Here is a 19,331-nt window from a genome sequence, read left to right on the forward strand (position 1 = left end):
CTTCCCCAGGGGGGCCAGGGGGGATCCTGCCTTCCCAAGGGGGGCCAGGGGGGATCCTGCCTTCCCAAGGGGGGCCAGGGGGGATCCTGCCTTCCCCAGGGGGGCCAGGGGGGATCCTGCCTTCCCAAGGGGGGCCAGGGGGGATCCTGCCTTCCCCAGGGGGGCCAGGGGGGATCCTGCCTTCCCCAGGGGGGCCAGGGGGGATCCTGCCTTCCCAAGGGGGGCCAGGGGGGATCCTGCCTTCCCCAGGGGGGCCAGGGGGGATTTTAGCCACCGGGAGTGCCGACAATACGGTCAAAATTTGGCAATCGGATACGGGAAAGCTGATTCGCACGTTGTTAGGGCATTCGGATACGGTGAATTGCATTGCGTTTAGCCCCAATAGTACTGGTGCGGAAACGCCGCCTTTAATTGCTTCCGGCAGCGGCGACAAAACGATTAAAATTTGGCAGTTAGATACGGGCAAGCTAATTCACACGTTGACGGGGCATTCGGTGACGGTATTTTCCATCGCCTTTAGTCCGGATGGGGAAATGCTTGCCAGCGCCAGCGGGGATGGTACGATTCGCCTGTGGCATCCCGGCACTGGCAAACTGCTCAACGTCCTCGCCGGACATTCGGACTTTGTCGAGTCGGTGGCGTTTAGTCCATCGGGCGATCGCATCGCCTCCGGCAGTTGGGACAATACGATTAGAATTTGGCAAGTCAGCACCGGCAAACTGCTTCACACGATCAAAGGACATTCTGGCGGCGTTTGGTCAGTCACCTTTAGTCCCGACGGTCAAACCCTCGCCAGCAATAGCGGCGATAACACGATCAAACTTTGGCATCCGGAAACCGGCACGTTGAAGTACACCTTGACAGAAAATTCAGACTCTACTTGGTGTGCTATCTTCAGTCCCGATGGTCAAACCCTCGCCAGCGATAGCGGCAACGACACAATCAAAATTTGGCACCTGCCCAGTCGGAAAGTGCGAACCACCCTCTCTGGACATTTATCCCAAGTGCGGTCAATTGCCTTTAGTCCCGATGGAAAAATGTTAGCCACCGGCAGCGACGACAAAACGTTCAAAATATGGCGATTTGAATAACAGGGATTAGGGGTGCTTCTTGTGCAGGTGAGCAAGTAATATCATGTCCTTAAGCAATGGTAGTGCATATTTTTTGATCTTGTAGGGGCGGGTTTGACCAATCAATCGGTGGAACCACGACATATCTCGTTAAACCCGCCCCCCCGTGGGATGCCGATGCAACCGGACATGATATCACGAGGAAAGTGGTGCGCGGATTTGGTATTAAGCGCGATCGCACGGAGCGTCGAACACCCCACTATACACAACCGATGCGAAGGGACAGGATATGACGCAAAGAAACCCGGTTTCTAACATCGTCGCGCCTAAGTTCTACGCTATATACACAGGACTAAAGCTGCCTGTCACAATCGGTGGTTGGTGCGTGACGCTACAAGTCCCATTGCTACGTTCAAATATGCTCGCCGCGTCACGCACCCTACAGAAAAAATATGCCAGTTGCGTAAGTCCTAATACATTCAAATTCCCCCCTGCACCACTGCTCACCTGCACACCTGCCCACCTGCCCACCTGCACACCTGCCCACCTGCCCCTCTGCCAAGATTTCCTGTTGATGTGAGTTTCAAAATTGAGCGGGGAACTATAGCATGTGATACCCTGCCCTCCAATTAGAAAAATAGACCAACAAACCATGCTAGAAACCCTGAGAATTCCCGGCTATGAGTTAACCGAAGTTGTTCGCGAAGGCGCAAATAATATCATTTGTCGCGCAATTTGGCAACCCGATCGGCAGCCCGTTATCCTCAAAATCCTCAAAGAGGAATATCCCACCCTCGAACAAATTACCCGGATCAAGCACGAATACAAAATCGCGGAAAATTTAGAGGCAGCAGGCATTGTCAAAATCTATCGCCTGGAGACTTATCAAAACCGTCTCGCACTGGTATGCGAAGACTTTGGCGGACAGTCGCTCAAACAACTGCAAGAAGGTGAAAAGCTTTCCCTCATTTCCTTTTTAGGCATTGCCGTGCAACTGGTGCAAGCTTTAGCATCCTTGCATCAGCAACAGATTATTCACAAAGATATTAAACCTGCCAATATTATTATTAATACCGCTAATGGAATTGTTAAAATTACCGACTTCAGCGTTGCTTCCCGCCTATCAAAAGAAACACCCCAACTGAGTAACCCCAATTCGTTAGAAGGGACGCTTGCTTATATGTCTCCCGAACAAACGGGGAGAATGAATCGTGCCGTTGATTATCGGACTGATTTTTATTCTTTGGGCGTTACTTTTTATGAAATGCTGACGGGAGAATTACCCTTTAAAAATAACGACTTCCTAGAATTAGTCCACTGTCATATTGCCAAACAACCCGTGGCGATTGAGGAATTAAATCCAGAAGTGCCGTGCGCGATCGCATCCCTAATCGCCAAACTGATGGCAAAGAACGCCGAAGACCGCTACCAAAGCGCCGCCGGACTTTTAGCTGACCTGGAATATTGTCTCGTTCAACTCAAAACTAACGGCAAGATTACGAATTTTATTCCCGGACAGCTAGATTGTTCTGCACAACTGCTCATTCCCCAAAAACTTTACGGACGGGAACAGGAAGTTGAGGAACTGTTAGCTGCGTTTGAGCGCGTTGCAGGAGAAGAGGACGCTCTGAGGCGGGGACGGGGAGACGCGGAGATAGAATCCAAAAGCGAAATGATGTTGGTTTCTGGATATTCGGGTATCGGGAAATCATCGCTAGTTAATGAAGTCCATAAACCGATTGTCCGGCAGCGGGGATACTTTATCAGCGGTAAATTTGACCAGTTCAAGCGCAACATTCCCTATGCATCTTTAATTCAGGCATTTCAATCTTTAATCGGGCAGTTACTAACCGAAGATGCAGCTTCTTTACAAGCATGGCGCGACAAATTGTTAGCCGCATTGGGGAGCAACGGACAAGTAATTATTGACGTAATTCCTGAAGTTGAACTAATTATCGGCAAGCAACCAGAAGTACCCCAACTAGGGGCAACCGAATCTCAGAATCGTTTTAACCGAGTTTTTCCACAATTTATCGGTGTTTTCACCCAAAAAGAGCATCCGCTAGTTATCTTTTTAGATGATTTGCAATGGGCAGATGCTGCTTCTTTAAAATTAATGCAACTGCTGATTACCGCTCCAGAAAGTCAATATTTGCTGTTAATTGGAGCTTACCGGGATAACGAGGTGAACGCGACCCATCCCTTGATGCAAACAGTGGAGGAAATTCAAAAAGCCGGGACAATTGTTAATAACATTGTCGTGAAACCGTTAAACTTAACTCACGTTCATCAAATAATTGATGACGCCCTTAACGAAACCGACAAAGTAAAAACGCAAGAACTCGCCTCGCTTTTGTTTAACAAAACCGCTGGGAATCCCTTTTTCCTGACGCAGATATTGAAGACATTGGAGCGGGAGAATTTACTTACCTTTGATTTTGTTAAAGGTTGCTGGGAGTGGGATATTAAGAAAATTCAAGCATTTGGCATTAACGACTTGAGTGTGGTAGAATTAATAGCTCGCAATATTTGCCAGCTGCCCCAGGGGACTCAGGAGATACTGAAACTGGCAGCTTGTATAGGCGATCGCTTCAAATTAGACGTACTTGCCACCACCAGCGAAAAATCCGCAGCTGAAGTCGCCAGGGATTTGTGGTCAGCTTTACAACAAGGGCTAATTTTACCCTTAAGCAACAACTACAAAATCCCCTTATTGTTTGGATGGGAAGAACTCCAGCGTTTCAGTTTTGATGACTCCAGATTAGAATATCGCTTCCTGCACGATCGCGTGCAACAAGCAGCATATTCTTTAATTCCCGATAGTCAGAAAAAAGCCGCGCATCTTCAAATAGGTCAACTGCTGCTAAAAAATACCGAACCCAATCAAATTGAAGACAACATTTTTGATATTGTCAACCAACTGAATATCGGTATTGAATTCATCGAGCGCCAGTCAGAAAAAAATCAGCTAGCACAACTAAATGCGATTGCTGGTAAGAAAGCTAAAGCCTCGAACGCTTATGAAGCTGCTGTTAAATATTTGAATTTGGGTTTAGAACTCCTAGCACCAGATAGTTGGCGTTGTCAGTATGACCTAACCTTAGAGCTTTATGTAGAAACCACAGATGCCGAATACTTAAATACCAACTTTGACCGAGCCAACCAGTTATCTACAATAGTTTTATCCCAAGCCAAAAATTTACTCGAAAAAGTTCCAGTTTATCAAACAAAAATCCAGTTTTATATTGCTCAAAACCAGATGCAATTAGCCATAGATACAGGTTTGGAAGTCTTGCAAATGCTGGGTTATAGTTTGAATGCAGAACCACCAAGTCTGCTAACCATCGAACAGTTGCTCAATCTGCCAGAAATGCAAGATCCGTATCAACTAGCAGCACTGCGGATCTTAAATCAGATGATTAATCCAGCTTTTATCGCAGCTCCTCATATTTTACAGCAGATTGTATTGACAATGGTCAATCTTTCTATCCAATATGGCAACTCATCTCTCGCTGCTATAGGCTACGTTTTTTATGGAATGATCCTGAGTGGTTTTATGGGAGATTTCGACGGAGGATATCAATTTGGCAAGCTAGCTGAAAGGATATTAGATAAATTTCCCAATATCGAATTAGAATCTAGAGTACAAGCGCCAGTTAACGTTGTTATCAGACATTGGAAGGAGCATATCAGAGAAACTTTAATTCCTCTGATGGATGCAGCTCAAACTGGGTTGATTGCTGGGAATTTAGAATTTGCTGCTATCTGTAGTAAAGACCGTTGTACTCATCTAGTTCTAATAGGAGAAGATCTTGAACATGTAGATGCTCAATTCATCAATTCTCTGAATTTATTGCGAGAAATTAAACAGGAATACTCTCTCTACTACGCAAAGATATGGAGACAACTGGTTTTGAACCTGATGGGGCGAGTTGAAGACAAATATCGTTTAATTGGTGAGAGTTTTGATGAAGTAGAAATGCTGCCCTATTTGGTAAAAACTAATAATCTAACTTCAGTATTTTCCGCATACCTTGCCAAAGGAATCCTTGGTTACTTATTTAAAGACTACGTCGAGTCAGTGGAAAATTTTGAGCTAGCAGCACGCTATGTAGAAACAGCTGTGGGGTTTGCAACTGTAGGCACGCTAAACTTTTACCAATCTTTGGCTATGCTTGCTTTGTATCCCACCGTTGAAACTGGCGCGCGAACGCAAATATTACAGCAGGTTCAAGCGAATCAGGAAAAAATGCAGCAATGGGCATACCATGCTCCCATGAACTATCAGCATAAGTATCAGTTAATAGAAGCTGAAAAAGCTCGCGTTTTGAGCAATAAAATAGAAGCTATTGATTACTATGACCAAGCTATCAAAGCAGCAGCGGAAAACGGTTACATCCAAGAAGAAGCCTTAGCTTATGAGTTAGCTGGAGAATTTTATGAATCTCTAGGTAAAGAGATAATTGCTCAGGCATATATGACAAAAGCCTATTATTACTATATCCGTTGGGGAGCTTTAGCCAAAGTTAAAGACTTAGAATCTCGCTATCCCTACCTAGTAACTCGCACAAAAGAAACAACATCCAAAGATATTACAGTCACAACTACTTCAACAACTGTTGGAAATGCTTTTTCCCTAGATATATCAACAGTTGCTAAAGCATCTCAAGCACTTTCTAGCGAAATTGTCCTAGATCGCTTGCTAGAGAAACTCATGCACCTAGTGGCAGAAAATGCAGGCGCTGAAAAAGTATTCTTTATCGCCAAAACAGACAATCAATTAGTCATAGAAGCAACGCTTTCCGGGGAAAGACAAGTCACGGTATTGCAGTCGCTTCCCATTAGCGAATGCGACAATATCCCCAGAACATTAATTAACTACGTAGCGAGAACCCAAACTCCCTTAGTCTTAGATGACGCTACCGAGGTAGAACAATTCAACCGCGACGCTTATATTGTAGCGAATCAACCCAAATCTATTCTCGTATCGCCTATCCTTCATCAAGGCAACCTCACGGGAATTTTGTACTTAGAAAATAATATAACGCGAGCAGCTTTTACCAGGGACAGGTTAAAAGTTTTGGGAGTGCTTTCTGCTCAAGCAGCTATTTCTTTGGAAAATGCCCGTTTCTATAACACGCTGGAAACGCGAGTCACCCAAAGAACCCAGGAATTGCAAACCGCCATAGAAGAACTGCGCTGCACTCAATTGAGGTTAATTCAAACCGAAAAAATGTCCAGTTTAGGACAACTGGTAGGGGGAATGGCACACGAAATTAATAACCCGATTAACTTTATTTATGGAAATTTACAACATGCGAACGACTATGCTCAGGACTTGCTAGAGTTACTGAGTCTGTACCAGAAACACTATGCCAATCCGATCCCGGAGATAGTAGAGAAAGCTGAGGAAATTGAACTGGAATTTATTAAGAAAGATTTTACTAAAATCCTTGGTTCAATGGAAAGCGGAGCAGAGCGACTTCGGGATTTGGTGCTGAGCTTGCGAAATTTCTCTCGGTTAGATGAATCCGCTCGCAAAACGGTCAATATTCACCAGGGAATGGACAGTACTTTAACGATTTTGCATAAAAAGTTAGGAGACATTAAAGTCATTAAAGAGTATGGCAAATTGCCTTTAGTGAACTGTTATGCGGGAGAAGTCAATCAAGTGTTTATGAATATCCTGAGCAATGCCATTGATGCGTTGGATCGAGGAGTAGGAAGTAAAGTAGACTCAACACAGGTTCCGACAATTCGGATTTGCACAGAATTAAGAGAAAGAAATCAAGTAGCGATTCATATTGCTGATAATGGCGTGGGAATAAGTTCAGAGGTAGTGGATAAAATTTTCGATCCGTTTTTTACGACTAAACCTGTGGGGAAAGGCACGGGTTTGGGATTATCAATTAGTTATCAAATTGTAGTGGAGCAGCATGGGGGACAGTTACTTTGCCAGTCTGCACCCGGAGAGGGAACGCAGTTTACAATTGTGCTACCCATAGCTCTGTAGTCCAGAAACCGGGTTTATTTGGTTGATAGAAACCCGGTTTCTTTGGTCGAGAAACCGGGTTTCTGCGTTGATCTCTGATTGCCAAACCAACGATTTTTCCTAGAAACCCGGTTTCTTTGGTCGAGAAACCGGGTTTCTGCGTTGATCTCTGATTGCCAAACCAACGATTTTTCCTAGAAACCCGGTTTCTGCGTTGATAGAAACCCGGTTTCTTTAAGAAACCGGGTTTCTGTGTTTGTTTCTGTGTTTCTGCGTTAGTTTCCGCCACCAGCTGGGAACTCTAATTGATAGGCAACTATATCCGCTTTGATCCCATTCCTCGTAGTTAAGGCAAGGTTTGCAGATATGAGCAACACTCTGGTTACGCTTCCAGGTTATCAAACTGTCGAACAAATTTACGCAGGGACTCGTACCCTGGTTTATCGCGGAATTAGAGAATCAGACTCATATCCCGTTGCGATCAAACTGTTGCGATCTGAATTTCCCAACTTTAACGAACTCGTACAGTTCCGCAATCAATATACCATTGCTAAAAACCTCGATCTGCCAGGAGTTGTTCGCCCTTTATGTCTAGAAAATTACCGCAATGGTTATGCCCTGATTATGGAAGACTTTGGGGGCATTTCCCTGAAAGACTATGTAGCTTTATTGGCAGCAGAGAGGCAAGAGGTATCCGGAAAATTACCAATTCCTGAATTTCTCTCCATCGCGATTCAAATTGTCTCCACTTTAGACTTGCTGATTCGCCACCGAGTCATTCACAAAGATATTAAACCTGCGAACATTCTAATTAATCCCAATACCAAAGAAGTCAAACTCATCGACTTCAGCATCGCTTCCTTATTGCCAAGAGAAACCCAAACTCTCACATCTCCCAATGTGTTGGAAGGGACTCTTGCTTACCTGTCTCCGGAACAAACGGGAAGGATGAATCGGGGAATTGACTACCGCAGCGATTTCTATTCTTTGGGTGTCACTTGCTTTGAATTGCTTACCGGACAGTTGCCTTTTAGTTCGGAAGATGCGATGGAATTGGTTCACTGTCACATTGCCAAGCTTCCCCCATCCGTTCATAGTCTCAATGCCGATATTCCGTCAGTTCTTTCTGAGATCGTCAAGAAATTGATGGCGAAAAATGCGGAAGACCGCTATCAGAGTGCTTTAGGGTTAAAGCACGATCTGCAAACTTGCCTCGCTCAACTGAAAGAAACTGGCAAGATTGAAGGGTTTGAATTAGCGAAGCGGGATCTGTGCGATCGCTTCCTCATTCCCGAAAAACTCTACGGTCGTCAAACCGAGGTTGAAACGTTACTAACTGCATTTGAACGGGTCAGTTCCGGTGCAACAGAATTGATGTTAGTAGCGGGTTTTTCTGGGATTGGTAAAACCGCTGTCGTCAACGAAGTCCACAAACCAATTGTACGGCAACGGGGTTATTTTATCAAGGGGAAATTCGACCAATTTCAGCGCAACATTCCCTTTAGTGCATTCGTGCAAGCATTCCGAGATTTGATGGGACAACTGCTGACAGAAAGTGACGCACAAATTCAACATTGGAAAACCAAAATCCTGTCAGCCTTGGGCGACCAAGGTCAAGTTATTATTGAAGTCATTCCCGAACTGGAACGCATTATTGGCAAGCAACCACCCGTTGGAGAACTTTCTGGAACTTCGGCGCAAAATCGCTTTAATTTGCTGTTTCAGAAATTCATCCAAGTTTTTACGACAAAAGGGCATCCCCTAGTCATTTTCCTGGATGACTTGCAATGGGCAGACTCAGCATCTTTGAAATTGATGCAATTATTAATGAGCGAAACCGATACTCGCTATTTGTTATTAATTGGTGCGTATCGAGATAATGAAGTTTCGCCAGCCCATCCGCTGATTTTGACCTTGGGAGAAATTCACAAAGCTGATGTTACCATCAATACCATTAATTTAGCACCCCTCAACCAAACTGACTTAAATCACCTGATTGCTGACACCCTTAGTTGTTCGTCATAACTTGCATTACCGTTAACGGAAATGGTTGATTTGAAAACAAAAGGTAACCCTTTCTTTGCGACGCAATTTATCAAATTATTGCCGGAAGATGGTTTTATTACCTTTAATTTTGATGCTGGTTATTGGCAGTGCGATCTTGCCAAAGTCCGCGAATTATCTCTGAATGATGATGTGGTTGAGTTCATGGCACTTCAGTTACAGAAGTTGCCGGAAGTCACTCAAGAAGTGTTGAAACTCGCCGCTTGTATTGGCAACCAATTTGACTTAGGTACGCTCTCGATTGTGCATGAGAAATCCCAAATCGAGACGGCGGCTGATTTGTGGAAAGCTTTGCAAGAAGGTTTAATTATTCCCGTTAGCGAAATTTACAAATTCTTTCAAGATGGCGAGGGAGAAGCATCTAGTCAATTACCCATTACCGATTACCAATTACCCAGTTATAAATTCTTGCACGATCGCGTGCAACAAGCGGCTTATTCTCTAATTGTTCAAGATAAAAAACAGGCAACTCACCTCAAGATTGGTCAACTGCTGTTGAAAAATATTCTAAAAGAGGAACGGGAAGAAAAGATTTTTGAGATTGTCAACCAGTTGAATATGGGGGTAGAGTTAATCACCGAGCAAGCTGAGCGGGATGAACTAGCTGAGCTAAACCTGTTAGCTGGAGGAAAAGCTAAGGCTGCAACTGCTTATGTTGCTGCGTTGGAGTATGCAAATGTAGGAATCGGGTTGCTGAGGACAGATAGCTGGCAAAGTCACTATGAGTTGACGCTGGCACTGTATGAGTTAGCGACAGAGGTTACCTACCTTTGTGGTTTATTTGAGCAGATGGAACAATTGGTTGAAACAGTGCTGCACCAAACCAAAACGCAGCTCGATCAAATCAGAGTCTATGAGATCAAAATCCAAGCGTATACATCGCAGAACAAACTTTTGCAAGCGATCGCGATCGCACAAAAGTTTCTATTCCAGTTTGGTATAAGTTTCCCAGATGAGCCAACCCAGAACGATATTCAGCAAGCACTGCAAGAAACCTCTACACTAATAGCTGGGAAAAATGTTGATGAATTGATCTACCTGTCGTTGATGACCTCGCCTGAAAAATTGGCAGTTATGCGGATCGTATCAAGTGTGGTTCCAGCAATCTATATAGCAGAGCCTAAACTTTATCCACTGATGATTTTGTCGCAGATCAAATCATCTATTCAGTATGGTAATGCACCGTATTCTGCCTTTTTTTATGCGAGTTACGGTCTCCTTTTAAACGGCATACAACAAGATATTGAAGCAGCGGATATGGTAGGCAGGTTAGCTTTAGGTTTGCTGAAAAAAATTGATGCTAATGAAATTAAAGCGCGGACAATTTTAATTGTGGGACTCTTTGTTGTTCCGGGCAAATATCATCTAAGGGACACCTTGCATTTTTTACAAGAAAGCTATCAAGCAGGATTGGAAACAGGAGACTTGGAGTTTGTTGGCTACTCCGCCAATGATTTCTGTCAGTATTCCTATTTAAGCGGTCAGGAACTGGGATGTTTAGAACAACAAATGAAGGCTTACACTCAAGTTTTAGTAAACTTCAAGCAAGTAACTACCTTAAACTATTGCCAAATTTACAGACAAGCCGTTCTGAAGTTACTAGGAAAAACTGATAATTCTTGTGTTTTATTGGGTGAAGCTTTCAACGAAGAGGGATTAGTATCTGTTTTCCTTGAAGCAAATGACATGACTGGACTTTATTGCTTCTATGTTCATAAACTCATACTCTGCTACTTGTTTTGCCAGGGGAGGCAAGCGTTAGCAGAAGCTGCGGCTAAAGCCAGACAATATTTGGCGGGAGGCATAGGGTATATCACCGTGCCTATCTTTCATTTTTATGATTCGCTCACAGCCTTGGCGTTGTACCCCGAAAACCAATCTGAGCAAGATAGTTTGCTCAAACAAGTGGCTGATAACCAAGCAAAGTTGCAGAAATGGGCAGATCATGCTCCGATGAATCACCTACATAAATTTTATCTAGTAGAGGCAGAACGGCATCGGGTGCTGGGTGAAAAAATAGAAGCGATGGAAATGTACGATCGCGCGATTAAAGAAGCGCGCATAAACGAATACATCAATGAAGAAGCTTTAGCTAACGAACTGGCTGCTAAATTCTACCTAGAATGGGGCAAAGACAAAATCGCCCAAACCTACGCGATTGATGCTTACTACTGCTATGCTCGCTGGGGTGCAAAAGCCAAAGTTGAAGATTTAGAACAACGCTATCCTGACTTACTCGCCCCCATCCTGTTGCGGGAAAAAATTAGCCCCAATCCCAGTACAGCGAATAGTATCACGTCTGAAACTTTCACTTCCACCAGTGCGGGTGTTTCGGCACTTTTGGACTTGACAACGGTGATGAAAGCTGCTCAAACTTTGTCTGAGGAAATTGTTTTAGAGCAGTTGCTTTCAACTTTGATGCAGGTGTTAATTGAAAATGCCGGGGCGGAAAATGGCTGTTTAATTTTGCCCAAGGATGGCAACTTGGTAATAGAAGCGACTAAAACCAGTCGCAGTACTCAGGCTAATGTACTGCAATCTATCCCAGTTGAGTCTAGCTCTGTTGTTCCAGTAACAGTTATTAATTATGTTTGGCGCACGCAAAAAACCCTGGTGACAAGCGATGTTACGACTCTTAACAGGTTCGCCTCTGACCCTTACATTATCCAGCGGCAACCTAAAAGTCTGTTATGTAGTCCGATTGTGAATCGCGGCAAGTTAATCGGGATTCTTTACTTGGAAAATAATTTGATAGCGGGGGCATTTACGAGCGATCGCATCTCGATCCTCAACCTTCTTTGCACCCAAGCTGCTATCTCTCTAGAAAATGCCCGCCTCTATCAAAAATCCCAAGATTATGCCCAGCAGTTAGAAGCATCCCTGCAACAACTCCAACAAACGCAACTGCAAATGATTCAAAGTGAAAAAATGTCTGCCCTGGGTAATTTAGTTGCGGGAGTTGCTCATGAAATTAATAACCCGGTTGGCTTTATTTCAGGCAATATTAACGAAGCAACGGCAACGGTTGAAGATTTAATCAATCACTTGCGACTCTATCAAGAAAAATTTGCCAATCCGGGTGAGGAAATTGAACGGGATGCTCTTGATATCGATTTAGAGTATGCTTTGTCAGATTTACCGAAGATGCTTTCTTCGATGAAAGTAGGGTGCGATCGCATACGCAATATCAGCACCTCTCTCCGTACTTTCTCCCGCGCCGATAGCACCTCTAAAGTCTCAGCCAATCTCCACGAAGGACTCGATACCACGTTGATGATTTTGCAATATCGCCTGAAAGCAAAGGAAACCCGTCCCGCCATTCAAGTTATCAAGGAATATGGGAAAATCCCCTCAATCAAATGCTATTTTGGACAACTGAATCAGGTGTTTATGAATATTATATCGAATGCAATAGACGCGCTTGAAGAATCGAATCAGGGACGCAGTTATGCGGCAATTGAACAGCATCCTAATATGATTACAATCAAAACAGAAATTCCTGAAGATAACCAAAGTGTCGTGATTAAGATTAAAGACAATGGTTTGGGGATGACCGAGGAAGTTAAGTCGCGCATCTTTGACCACTTATTCACTACGAAAGGAGTTGGAAAAGGTACTGGGTTAGGGTTATCAATTAGCCGTCAAATTGTGGAAGAAACCCACGGCGGTAGTTTAACTTGCGAGTCAGTGTTGGGAGAGGGGACTGAGTTTGCCATCGTACTCCCCCTCGATCGAGCTTAAATTACTCCGAACCAAACTTGTATATTATGAAACCAAGTATTCAACAGCGATAGTTGCAGCGCGATCGCCCTGGCTTAATGTATTGCGATCGGGACTGACGCAAAGAAACCGGGTTTCTATCTACGCAGAAACAAGAAACCCGGTTTCTGGGATCGTCGTGCGTCAGTCCTCGTCATATAAAATACGGTTAATTTCAGTCCTAACTTGGGAATTCTATGGCTGGGGCGTAGTAAATTACGTCACAGGGAGTGATTACTAGGAACGCAAAAACTGAGACATTTTCCGAAAAAGTAGTACATCTCGCTGTAATAAGTGCAACTAAAGGAAAAGAATTAACTATGCCACAGGCCAAATCGCGGCGCCAAGATATAACCGCTCTCCGCCAGCGTGTCGCTGAACTAGAACGAGAATTAACACAAACCCAGCAGCAGTTAACCGAGTGCCAATGCTTGCAGGCAGATGAAACCCTGAAACTGTACAAGTATGCTGTGGAAAGTTCCAGCGATGCGATTGGCTTTGCCGATGGTACAGGTAAGCATTTATACCAAAATTCAGCCTTTGGCAGCCTGTTTGAGTGCGATCGCCCAGAGGAGTTTCACGCCGCTGGGGGAATTCCGGCAAGGTTCGTTAATCGAGAAATTGCTGACGAGATGCGGCAAACTATGATCAAAGGGGAATCTTGGGCGAGCGAAGTGGAAATGCAGTCGTGCAAAGGTCGGCGTTTCCAGGCTTGGGCGCGATTCAATGGGATTCGCGATGAATCTGGCAGGATTTTAGCGCTAATCGGCACGATCTCGCACATTACCGCCCGCAAGCAGGCAGAGGAAGCTTTGCGGGTATCGCAAGCAAGGTTTGCAGGCATTGTAGAAATCGCCAAGGATGCGATTATTTCGGTAAATTCCAGCCAGCGCATTACCTTGTTTAACCAGGAAGCAGAGAAGATTTTCGGCTACACGGCGGCTGAGGTTTTGGGGCAACCCCTCAGTCTGCTCCTACCGCAGCGGTTTGCAGCAGCCCATGAAAAGCATGTGAGTAATTTTACTCAATCGCGCCCAATGGCAGAACGAAGCGAGATTTTCGGTCGCCGCAAAGATGGTAGGGAGTTTCCGGCAGAAGCGTCAATTTCCCATCTGCAAATTGGGGACGAAACTATCTACACGGCGATTTTGCGGGATATTAGTTCGCCCATTGCGGCGGCAGCTGCCCTCGCCCAAAGCAATGCCCTGTTGCGAAGCGTGATGGAAAGCACAACCGATGCCATCTTTGTGAAAGACTTGCAAAGTCGGCACATACTGTTGAATTCCACCACGCTCGAACTCTTGGGTAAATCTGAGGCAGAGGCGCTCGGTAAAACCACTGAGGAACTCTTTCCCCCCCATGTGGCTGATTCCTTGATGCAAGTTGACCGTCGCATCATCTCTTCGGGGGTAGGAGAAATGATCGAAGAAACGATCGTCGATAGGAATGGTATCCAACGCACGCTGCTGACAACCAAGAATCCCTGGCGCAACGAAGACGGAACGGTGATGGGAGTGGTAGGAATTGCGCGAGATATTAGCGATCGCAAGCTAGCGGAGGAAGCGTTAAAAGCACAAGCGGGGTTGTTGTCTTTTCGGGCAGAAGTTGATGGGATTCTGGCTCGCAGCGAGCAGCTACAGGATATGCTACAGGAATGCACTGAGGCAATTGTTGAGCGTTTCGATGCTGCTTTTGCGCGCATCTGGACGCTTAATCAAGCCGAAAATGTGCTGGAATTGCAGGCGAGTGCGGGCATGTATACGCACATTGACGGCCCCCATCGCCGCGTTCCAGTAGGAATGTACAAAATTGGCCTCATAGCAGCAGAAAAGCAACCCCACCTCACCAATTCTGTACTGGAAGATTCCCGCATCAGCAATAAAGAATGGGCGAAACGAGAAGGAATGGTGGCGTTTGCCGGATATCCGCTGTTGGTGGAAGATGCGCTTGTCGGTGTAATTGCCATGTTTGCGCGCCATCCCCTGTCGGAGTCCGTTTTAGAGGCAATTTCATTAGTTGCCAATGAAATTGCGATTGGGATCAAACGCAAGCAAGCGGAATTGGCATTGCAAGCATCGGAAGCGCAACTCAGACAGCAAACCCAAAACCTGGAACAAACCCTGCGGGAACTCCAACGGACTCAATCCCAGCTAATCCAAAGTGAAAAAATGTCTTCTCTCGGTCAACTGGTAGCTGGCGTTGCTCACGAAATTAATAACCCCGTCAGTTTTATCTTCTGCAACATCACCCATGCCGACACATATACTCAAGACTTACTCCAACTAATTCAGCTTTATCAAAAACACTATCCTCAACCAGTTGCCGAAATCCAAGCGCAAGCAGAAGCAATCGACTTGGAATTTATGTTAGAAGACTTACCCAAACTCCTCACCTCAATGAAAGTGGGTGCAGAACGCATTCAGCAAATTGTTCTTTCCCTGCGTACCTTCTCCCGCATGGATGAAGCACAGATCAAACAGGTTAATATTCACGATGGCATCGATAGCACGCTGACGATTCTGCAAAATCGCCTCAAAGCCAAACCAGATTGCCCTGAGATTGAGGTAAGTAAAGACTATGGCAATTTACCTTTGGTCGAGTGCTACGCCGGACAACTCAATCAAGTATTTATGAATATTTTGTGCAATGCAATTGATGCGCTGGAAGAGGGTCATAAGTCACGAGTCATCGGGCATAGGAAAGAAGACCAATCGCCCATTCCCACAATTCGCATTCGCACTCAATTGATACAACCTAACCAGGTGATAATTCAAATTGCCGACAACGGACCGGGAATGACGGAAACAGTTAGACAGCGCTTATTCGATCCGTTTTTTACTACCAAACCAGTTGGTAAAGGCACGGGGATGGGTCTATCAATTAGCTACCAAATTATCACCGAACGGCACGGCGGATCGTTGCAGTGTATTTCTTCACCCGGACAGGGAGCAGAGTTTGCGATTCAAATTCCGCTCAAACAGTGAAGGGGATGCTTTGTTTGGGAATTGGTAATTGGGAATTGGTAATTGGTAATTGTTCTGAATTATTATTTATATGATGTCCGCCTAATTACCCTGAATAAAAATTTCGACCCGTCACCGTGTCACCCTTCTCCCAAGTCATTCCTAACTATGGGTGTTTCACCGGACATGATATTATTACCTCTGCCGACCCTTCTACAAACACGCTGTCGGTAAACTTAATCGCATTTCCAATTAGCTTGTGCAGCATCTTTTGCCAGGGATTTTCATCAGCTCGATCTAGGGGCAATGCCAATCATACCGTTGAGTAGCGTTCGCAGTTCGTGAGAAGTATTGCCTAAAATTTCGCGACTTTTCCGACTTTTCCGACTTTTTCGACTTTTTCGACTTTTCCGACTTTTTTGGCGAAGTTTTATGGAATTATAAAGATAGCTAATGACTTGTGACTATGGGCAAAAGGCAAGATTCCCCCGCGCGCTCGCGCTTTGTCCGCCGGGATGGACAAACTGATATCCTCCGTAAAGGTTCGTCTCACTCTTTGAAAAGCGATCTGTATCATTGGCTACTCGCACTAAAGTGGCTTCAATTCTTTGGTTTAATTAGTCTGCTGTATCTGGCATCTAACGCTTTATTTGCTTTTGCGTACTTGCTAGAGGAAGGTAGCATTCATAACGCGCGACCTGGGTCTTTTTTGGATGCCTTTTTCTTCAGCGTCCAAACAATGGCGACGATTGGTTACGGTGCGATGTATCCGCAAACGCCTTATGCGAATGCGATCGTTGCTTTAGAAGCGCTTGTGGGTTTATTGGGAGTAGCAATGGTGACTGGATTGGCATTCGCGCGCTTTTCCACACCCACAGCAAAAGTAATGTTTAGCGATGTAGCAGTAATTGCCACCCGAAATCAAGTGCCAACCTTGATGTTACGCGCAGCTAACCGACGCCGCAATTCGATTTTAGAAGCGCAAATACGGCTAACTTTGGCACGCAACGAGTTGACCGACGAGGGGGAATTTATGCGTCGCTTGCACGACCTGGAATTAATTCGCAACGGGACGCCAATTTTCGCACTAAGTTGGACGGCAATGCATCCGATCGATCGGAAAAGTCCTTTATATGGATGTACAGCAGAATCCCTGGCGGAGCAAGAAGTTGAGCTAATCGTCACCCTGACTGGACTCGACGAAACGGTTTCGCAAACGATTCACGCGCGTTACTCTTATGTAGCAGAGGAGATTTTGTGGAATATGCGTTTTGTGGATATTTTGGGCAAAACTCCTGAAGGAAAGCGCTATGTTGATTACAGACGCTTTCATGATGTAATTCCTGTATAGTTGGTAATTGGTAATTGCTAATTGGTAATTGGTAATTGCTAATTGCTCCTCTGGTCACCTTTCCTCTGTCTTATGCCTTATAAAGTTCATCCCCTCCAGCGACTGCTAACTTATGGTCGCAAATATCGCGGGCAAATTTGGCTGGCAACAATTTGCTCCATCCTGAATAAAATATTCGACCTCGCACCTCCCGCTATCATCGGTGCTGCGGTGGATGTGGTGGTGCAAAAACAAAATTCTTTGATTGCTCAAATAGGCATCAAAGATTTATTTGGACAACTTGTGGTTTTATCCATCATTTCCGCGCTGATTTGGAGTCTGGAATCTGCGTTTGAGTATGCCTATAATTGGCTTTGGCGCAATCTCGCCCAGCGGATTCAGCACGATTTGCGCTTGGATGCTTATACGCATATTCAAAATTTGGAATTGGCTTATTTTGAAGACCGCAGTACGGGCGGGTTGCTGTCTATCTTAAATGACGATATCAATCAATTGGAACGGTTTTTAGATGGGGGAGCGAATGAAGTTATACAAGTTATTACAACGGTAATAATTATTGGCGGGGGTTTCTTTATTTTATCTCCTAGCTTGGCTTGGTGGGCGATGCTGCCGATGCCGTTTATTTTGTGGGGTGCGATCACATTCCAAAAATTCCTCGCTCCCCGCTATGCAGATGTGCGGGAAAAGGTCAGTTTGCTCAACGGACAACTATCAAATAACTTGAGCGGAATTACCACAATTAAAAGTTTCACAACTGAGGAATATGAAGCGAGGCGAATTGAGAGAGAAAGCGAGGCATATAAGAAGAGTAATCGAAGAGCGATCGCTCTCTCTGCCGCGTTCATTCCTTTAATCCGCTTCCTGATTTTATTCGGGTTTACCGCAACTTTATTGATTGGGGGGCGAGAAGCGATCGCAGGTAGATTATCCGTCGGCAATTACAGCGTTTTAGTCTTCATAACTCAGCGCTTACTTTGGCCTTTAACCAGATTAGGTCAAACCCTGGATCAATATCAACGGGCAATGGCATCTACTAACCGCGTCATGCATCTTTTATATACACCCATCGCGATTCATTCCGGACATATTTCTTTACCCGTTCAGCAAGTACAGGGCGAAGTACAATTAAACAACGTCACCTTTGCTTACCGCGAGGGATTTCCAGTCATTAAAAACCTGACATTATACGTACCGGCGGGAAAAACGATCGCGATCGTTGGTTCCACTGGATCGGGTAAAAGTACTGTGGTAAAATTGTTACTAAGACTGTACGAAATTCAATCGGGAACGATTACTCTCGACGGTATTAACTTGCAAGATTTGAAATTGCCAGATTTGCGGCGATCGATTGGTTTAGTCAGTCAAGATGTATTCTTATTCCACGGAACAGTTGCAGAAAATATTGCTTACGGCAGTTTTGAGGCAAGTTTAGCAGAAATAATCGAAGCTGCAAAAATTGCCGAAGCCCACGATTTTATTATGCAATTGCCGCAAGGATACGACACAATTGTAGGCGAACGAGGGCAGAAATTATCCGGAGGACAAAGACAGCGAATTGCTATTGCGCGTGCGGTGTTAAAAAATCCGCCGATTCTCATATTAGATGAAGCGACATCGGCGGTGGATAACGAAACCGAAGCGGCGATTCAGCGATCGCTCGAACGGATTACGATAGAGAGGACGACGATAGCGATCGCGCACCGCCTCTCCACCGTGCGTAACGCCGATTGTATCTACGTCATGGAACAAGGTAGCATCGTAGAACGAGGACGACACGAGGAATTATTGGAACGAGGCGGAATTTATGCCAGTCTTTGGCGAGTGCAAACAGGAGTGAAAGAATTTTAGATTGTAGATTGCTGATTGCAGATTGAAAGAATTGATTAAATCTCAAAAGCCTTTACCTGTAGGGTGCGTTAGCGCTAGCGTAACGCACCGCCTCGCTATATTTCGCATCATAGCGCTGAAATAAATTTCGCACTCAAAGCTTAAGTCATATGATGTCGGGTTGATTACCCATAATTAGCAGCCGGGACACGGCAAAATCAAAGTTATCTGTTTGTCCGAGAAATCTATGATGCCGTGTCCCTACGCAACAAGAGGGTGAGGTTTTTTTATTACGGGCAATTCAA

At 45.0% G+C, this 19,331-nt stretch carries 7 protein-coding genes and 2 pseudogenes; 7 read left to right on the forward strand and 2 right to left on the reverse strand.

The genetic code is table 11. From position 1 onward, the window contains the following. The 3 genes and pseudogenes from ACE1CM_RS21580 to ACE1CM_RS21590 all read left to right on the forward strand — a co-directional run. Positions 1-1,091, forward strand: a pseudogene (locus ACE1CM_RS21580) (hypothetical protein); the annotation flags it as partial. Positions 1,092-1,359: 268 nt separating this feature from the next. Continuing rightward, positions 1,360-1,650 (forward strand): hypothetical protein, encoded by a 291-nt coding sequence (locus ACE1CM_RS21585; RefSeq protein WP_374880222.1) that lies wholly within the window; start codon positions 1,360-1,362, stop codon positions 1,648-1,650. Positions 1,651-1,722: 72 nt separating this feature from the next. Continuing rightward, a complete protein-coding gene (locus tag ACE1CM_RS21590; RefSeq protein ID WP_374880224.1) occupies positions 1,723-7,083 on the forward strand; it encodes an AAA family ATPase in 5,361 nt (1,786 codons plus the stop codon). Here ACE1CM_RS21590 and ACE1CM_RS21595 read toward each other — a convergent pair. Then, the gene (locus ACE1CM_RS21595; protein ID WP_374880226.1) at positions 7,055-7,351 is read right to left on the reverse strand and encodes a hypothetical protein; all 297 of its coding nucleotides are present in this window, start codon (positions 7,349-7,351) and stop codon (positions 7,055-7,057) included. The two genes, ACE1CM_RS21590 and ACE1CM_RS21595, sit on opposite strands and share 29 nt — an antisense overlap. A gap of 77 nt (positions 7,352-7,428) precedes the next feature. Here ACE1CM_RS21595 and ACE1CM_RS21600 point away from each other — a divergent pair. Together ACE1CM_RS21600 and ACE1CM_RS21605 are read left to right on the forward strand one after the other, a co-directional pair. Beyond that, positions 7,429-12,867 (forward strand): annotated as a pseudogene (locus tag ACE1CM_RS21600) (AAA family ATPase). A gap of 338 nt (positions 12,868-13,205) precedes the next feature. Next, positions 13,206-15,869: a PAS domain S-box protein gene (locus ACE1CM_RS21605; protein WP_374880228.1), complete on the forward strand. Its 2,664-nt coding sequence runs from the start codon at positions 13,206-13,208 to the stop codon at positions 15,867-15,869. Between the two features lie 145 nt (positions 15,870-16,014). Here the strand turns inward: ACE1CM_RS21605 and ACE1CM_RS21610 are convergent, their stop codons facing one another. Continuing rightward, the gene (locus ACE1CM_RS21610) at positions 16,015-16,155 is read right to left on the reverse strand and encodes a hypothetical protein (RefSeq protein ID WP_374880230.1); all 141 of its coding nucleotides are present in this window, start codon (positions 16,153-16,155) and stop codon (positions 16,015-16,017) included. Between the two features lie 159 nt (positions 16,156-16,314). On the opposite strand from ACE1CM_RS21610, the gene ACE1CM_RS21615 reads away from it, so the two are divergent. Together ACE1CM_RS21615 and ACE1CM_RS21620 are read left to right on the forward strand one after the other, a co-directional pair. Next, positions 16,315-17,199, forward strand: coding sequence for an ion channel (locus tag ACE1CM_RS21615; RefSeq protein ID WP_374880316.1), 885 nt, complete (start codon positions 16,315-16,317; stop codon positions 17,197-17,199). 72 nt (positions 17,200-17,271) lie between these two features. Further along, positions 17,272-19,047 carry an ABC transporter ATP-binding protein gene (locus ACE1CM_RS21620; RefSeq protein ID WP_374880232.1) on the forward strand — a complete coding sequence of 592 codons (1,776 nt, stop codon included), beginning with the start codon at positions 17,272-17,274 and terminating at the stop codon, positions 19,045-19,047. Positions 19,048-19,331: the final 284 nt, after the last annotated feature.

This window comes from Microseira sp. BLCC-F43 (assembly GCF_041929235.1).
Lineage (GTDB): Bacteria > Cyanobacteriota > Cyanobacteriia > Cyanobacteriales > Aerosakkonemataceae > Microseira.

Coding starts and splice junctions, on each gene's coding strand:
- ACE1CM_RS21585 (WP_374880222.1), top strand. CDS start 1,360: ATGACGCAAAGAAACCCGGTTTCTAACATCGTCGCGCCTAAGTTCTAC.
- ACE1CM_RS21590 (WP_374880224.1), top strand. CDS start 1,723: ATGCTAGAAACCCTGAGAATTCCCGGCTATGAGTTAACCGAAGTTGTT.
- ACE1CM_RS21605 (WP_374880228.1), top strand. CDS start 13,206: ATGCCACAGGCCAAATCGCGGCGCCAAGATATAACCGCTCTCCGCCAG.
- ACE1CM_RS21615 (WP_374880316.1), top strand. CDS start 16,315: ATGGGCAAAAGGCAAGATTCCCCCGCGCGCTCGCGCTTTGTCCGCCGG.
- ACE1CM_RS21620 (WP_374880232.1), top strand. CDS start 17,272: ATGCCTTATAAAGTTCATCCCCTCCAGCGACTGCTAACTTATGGTCGC.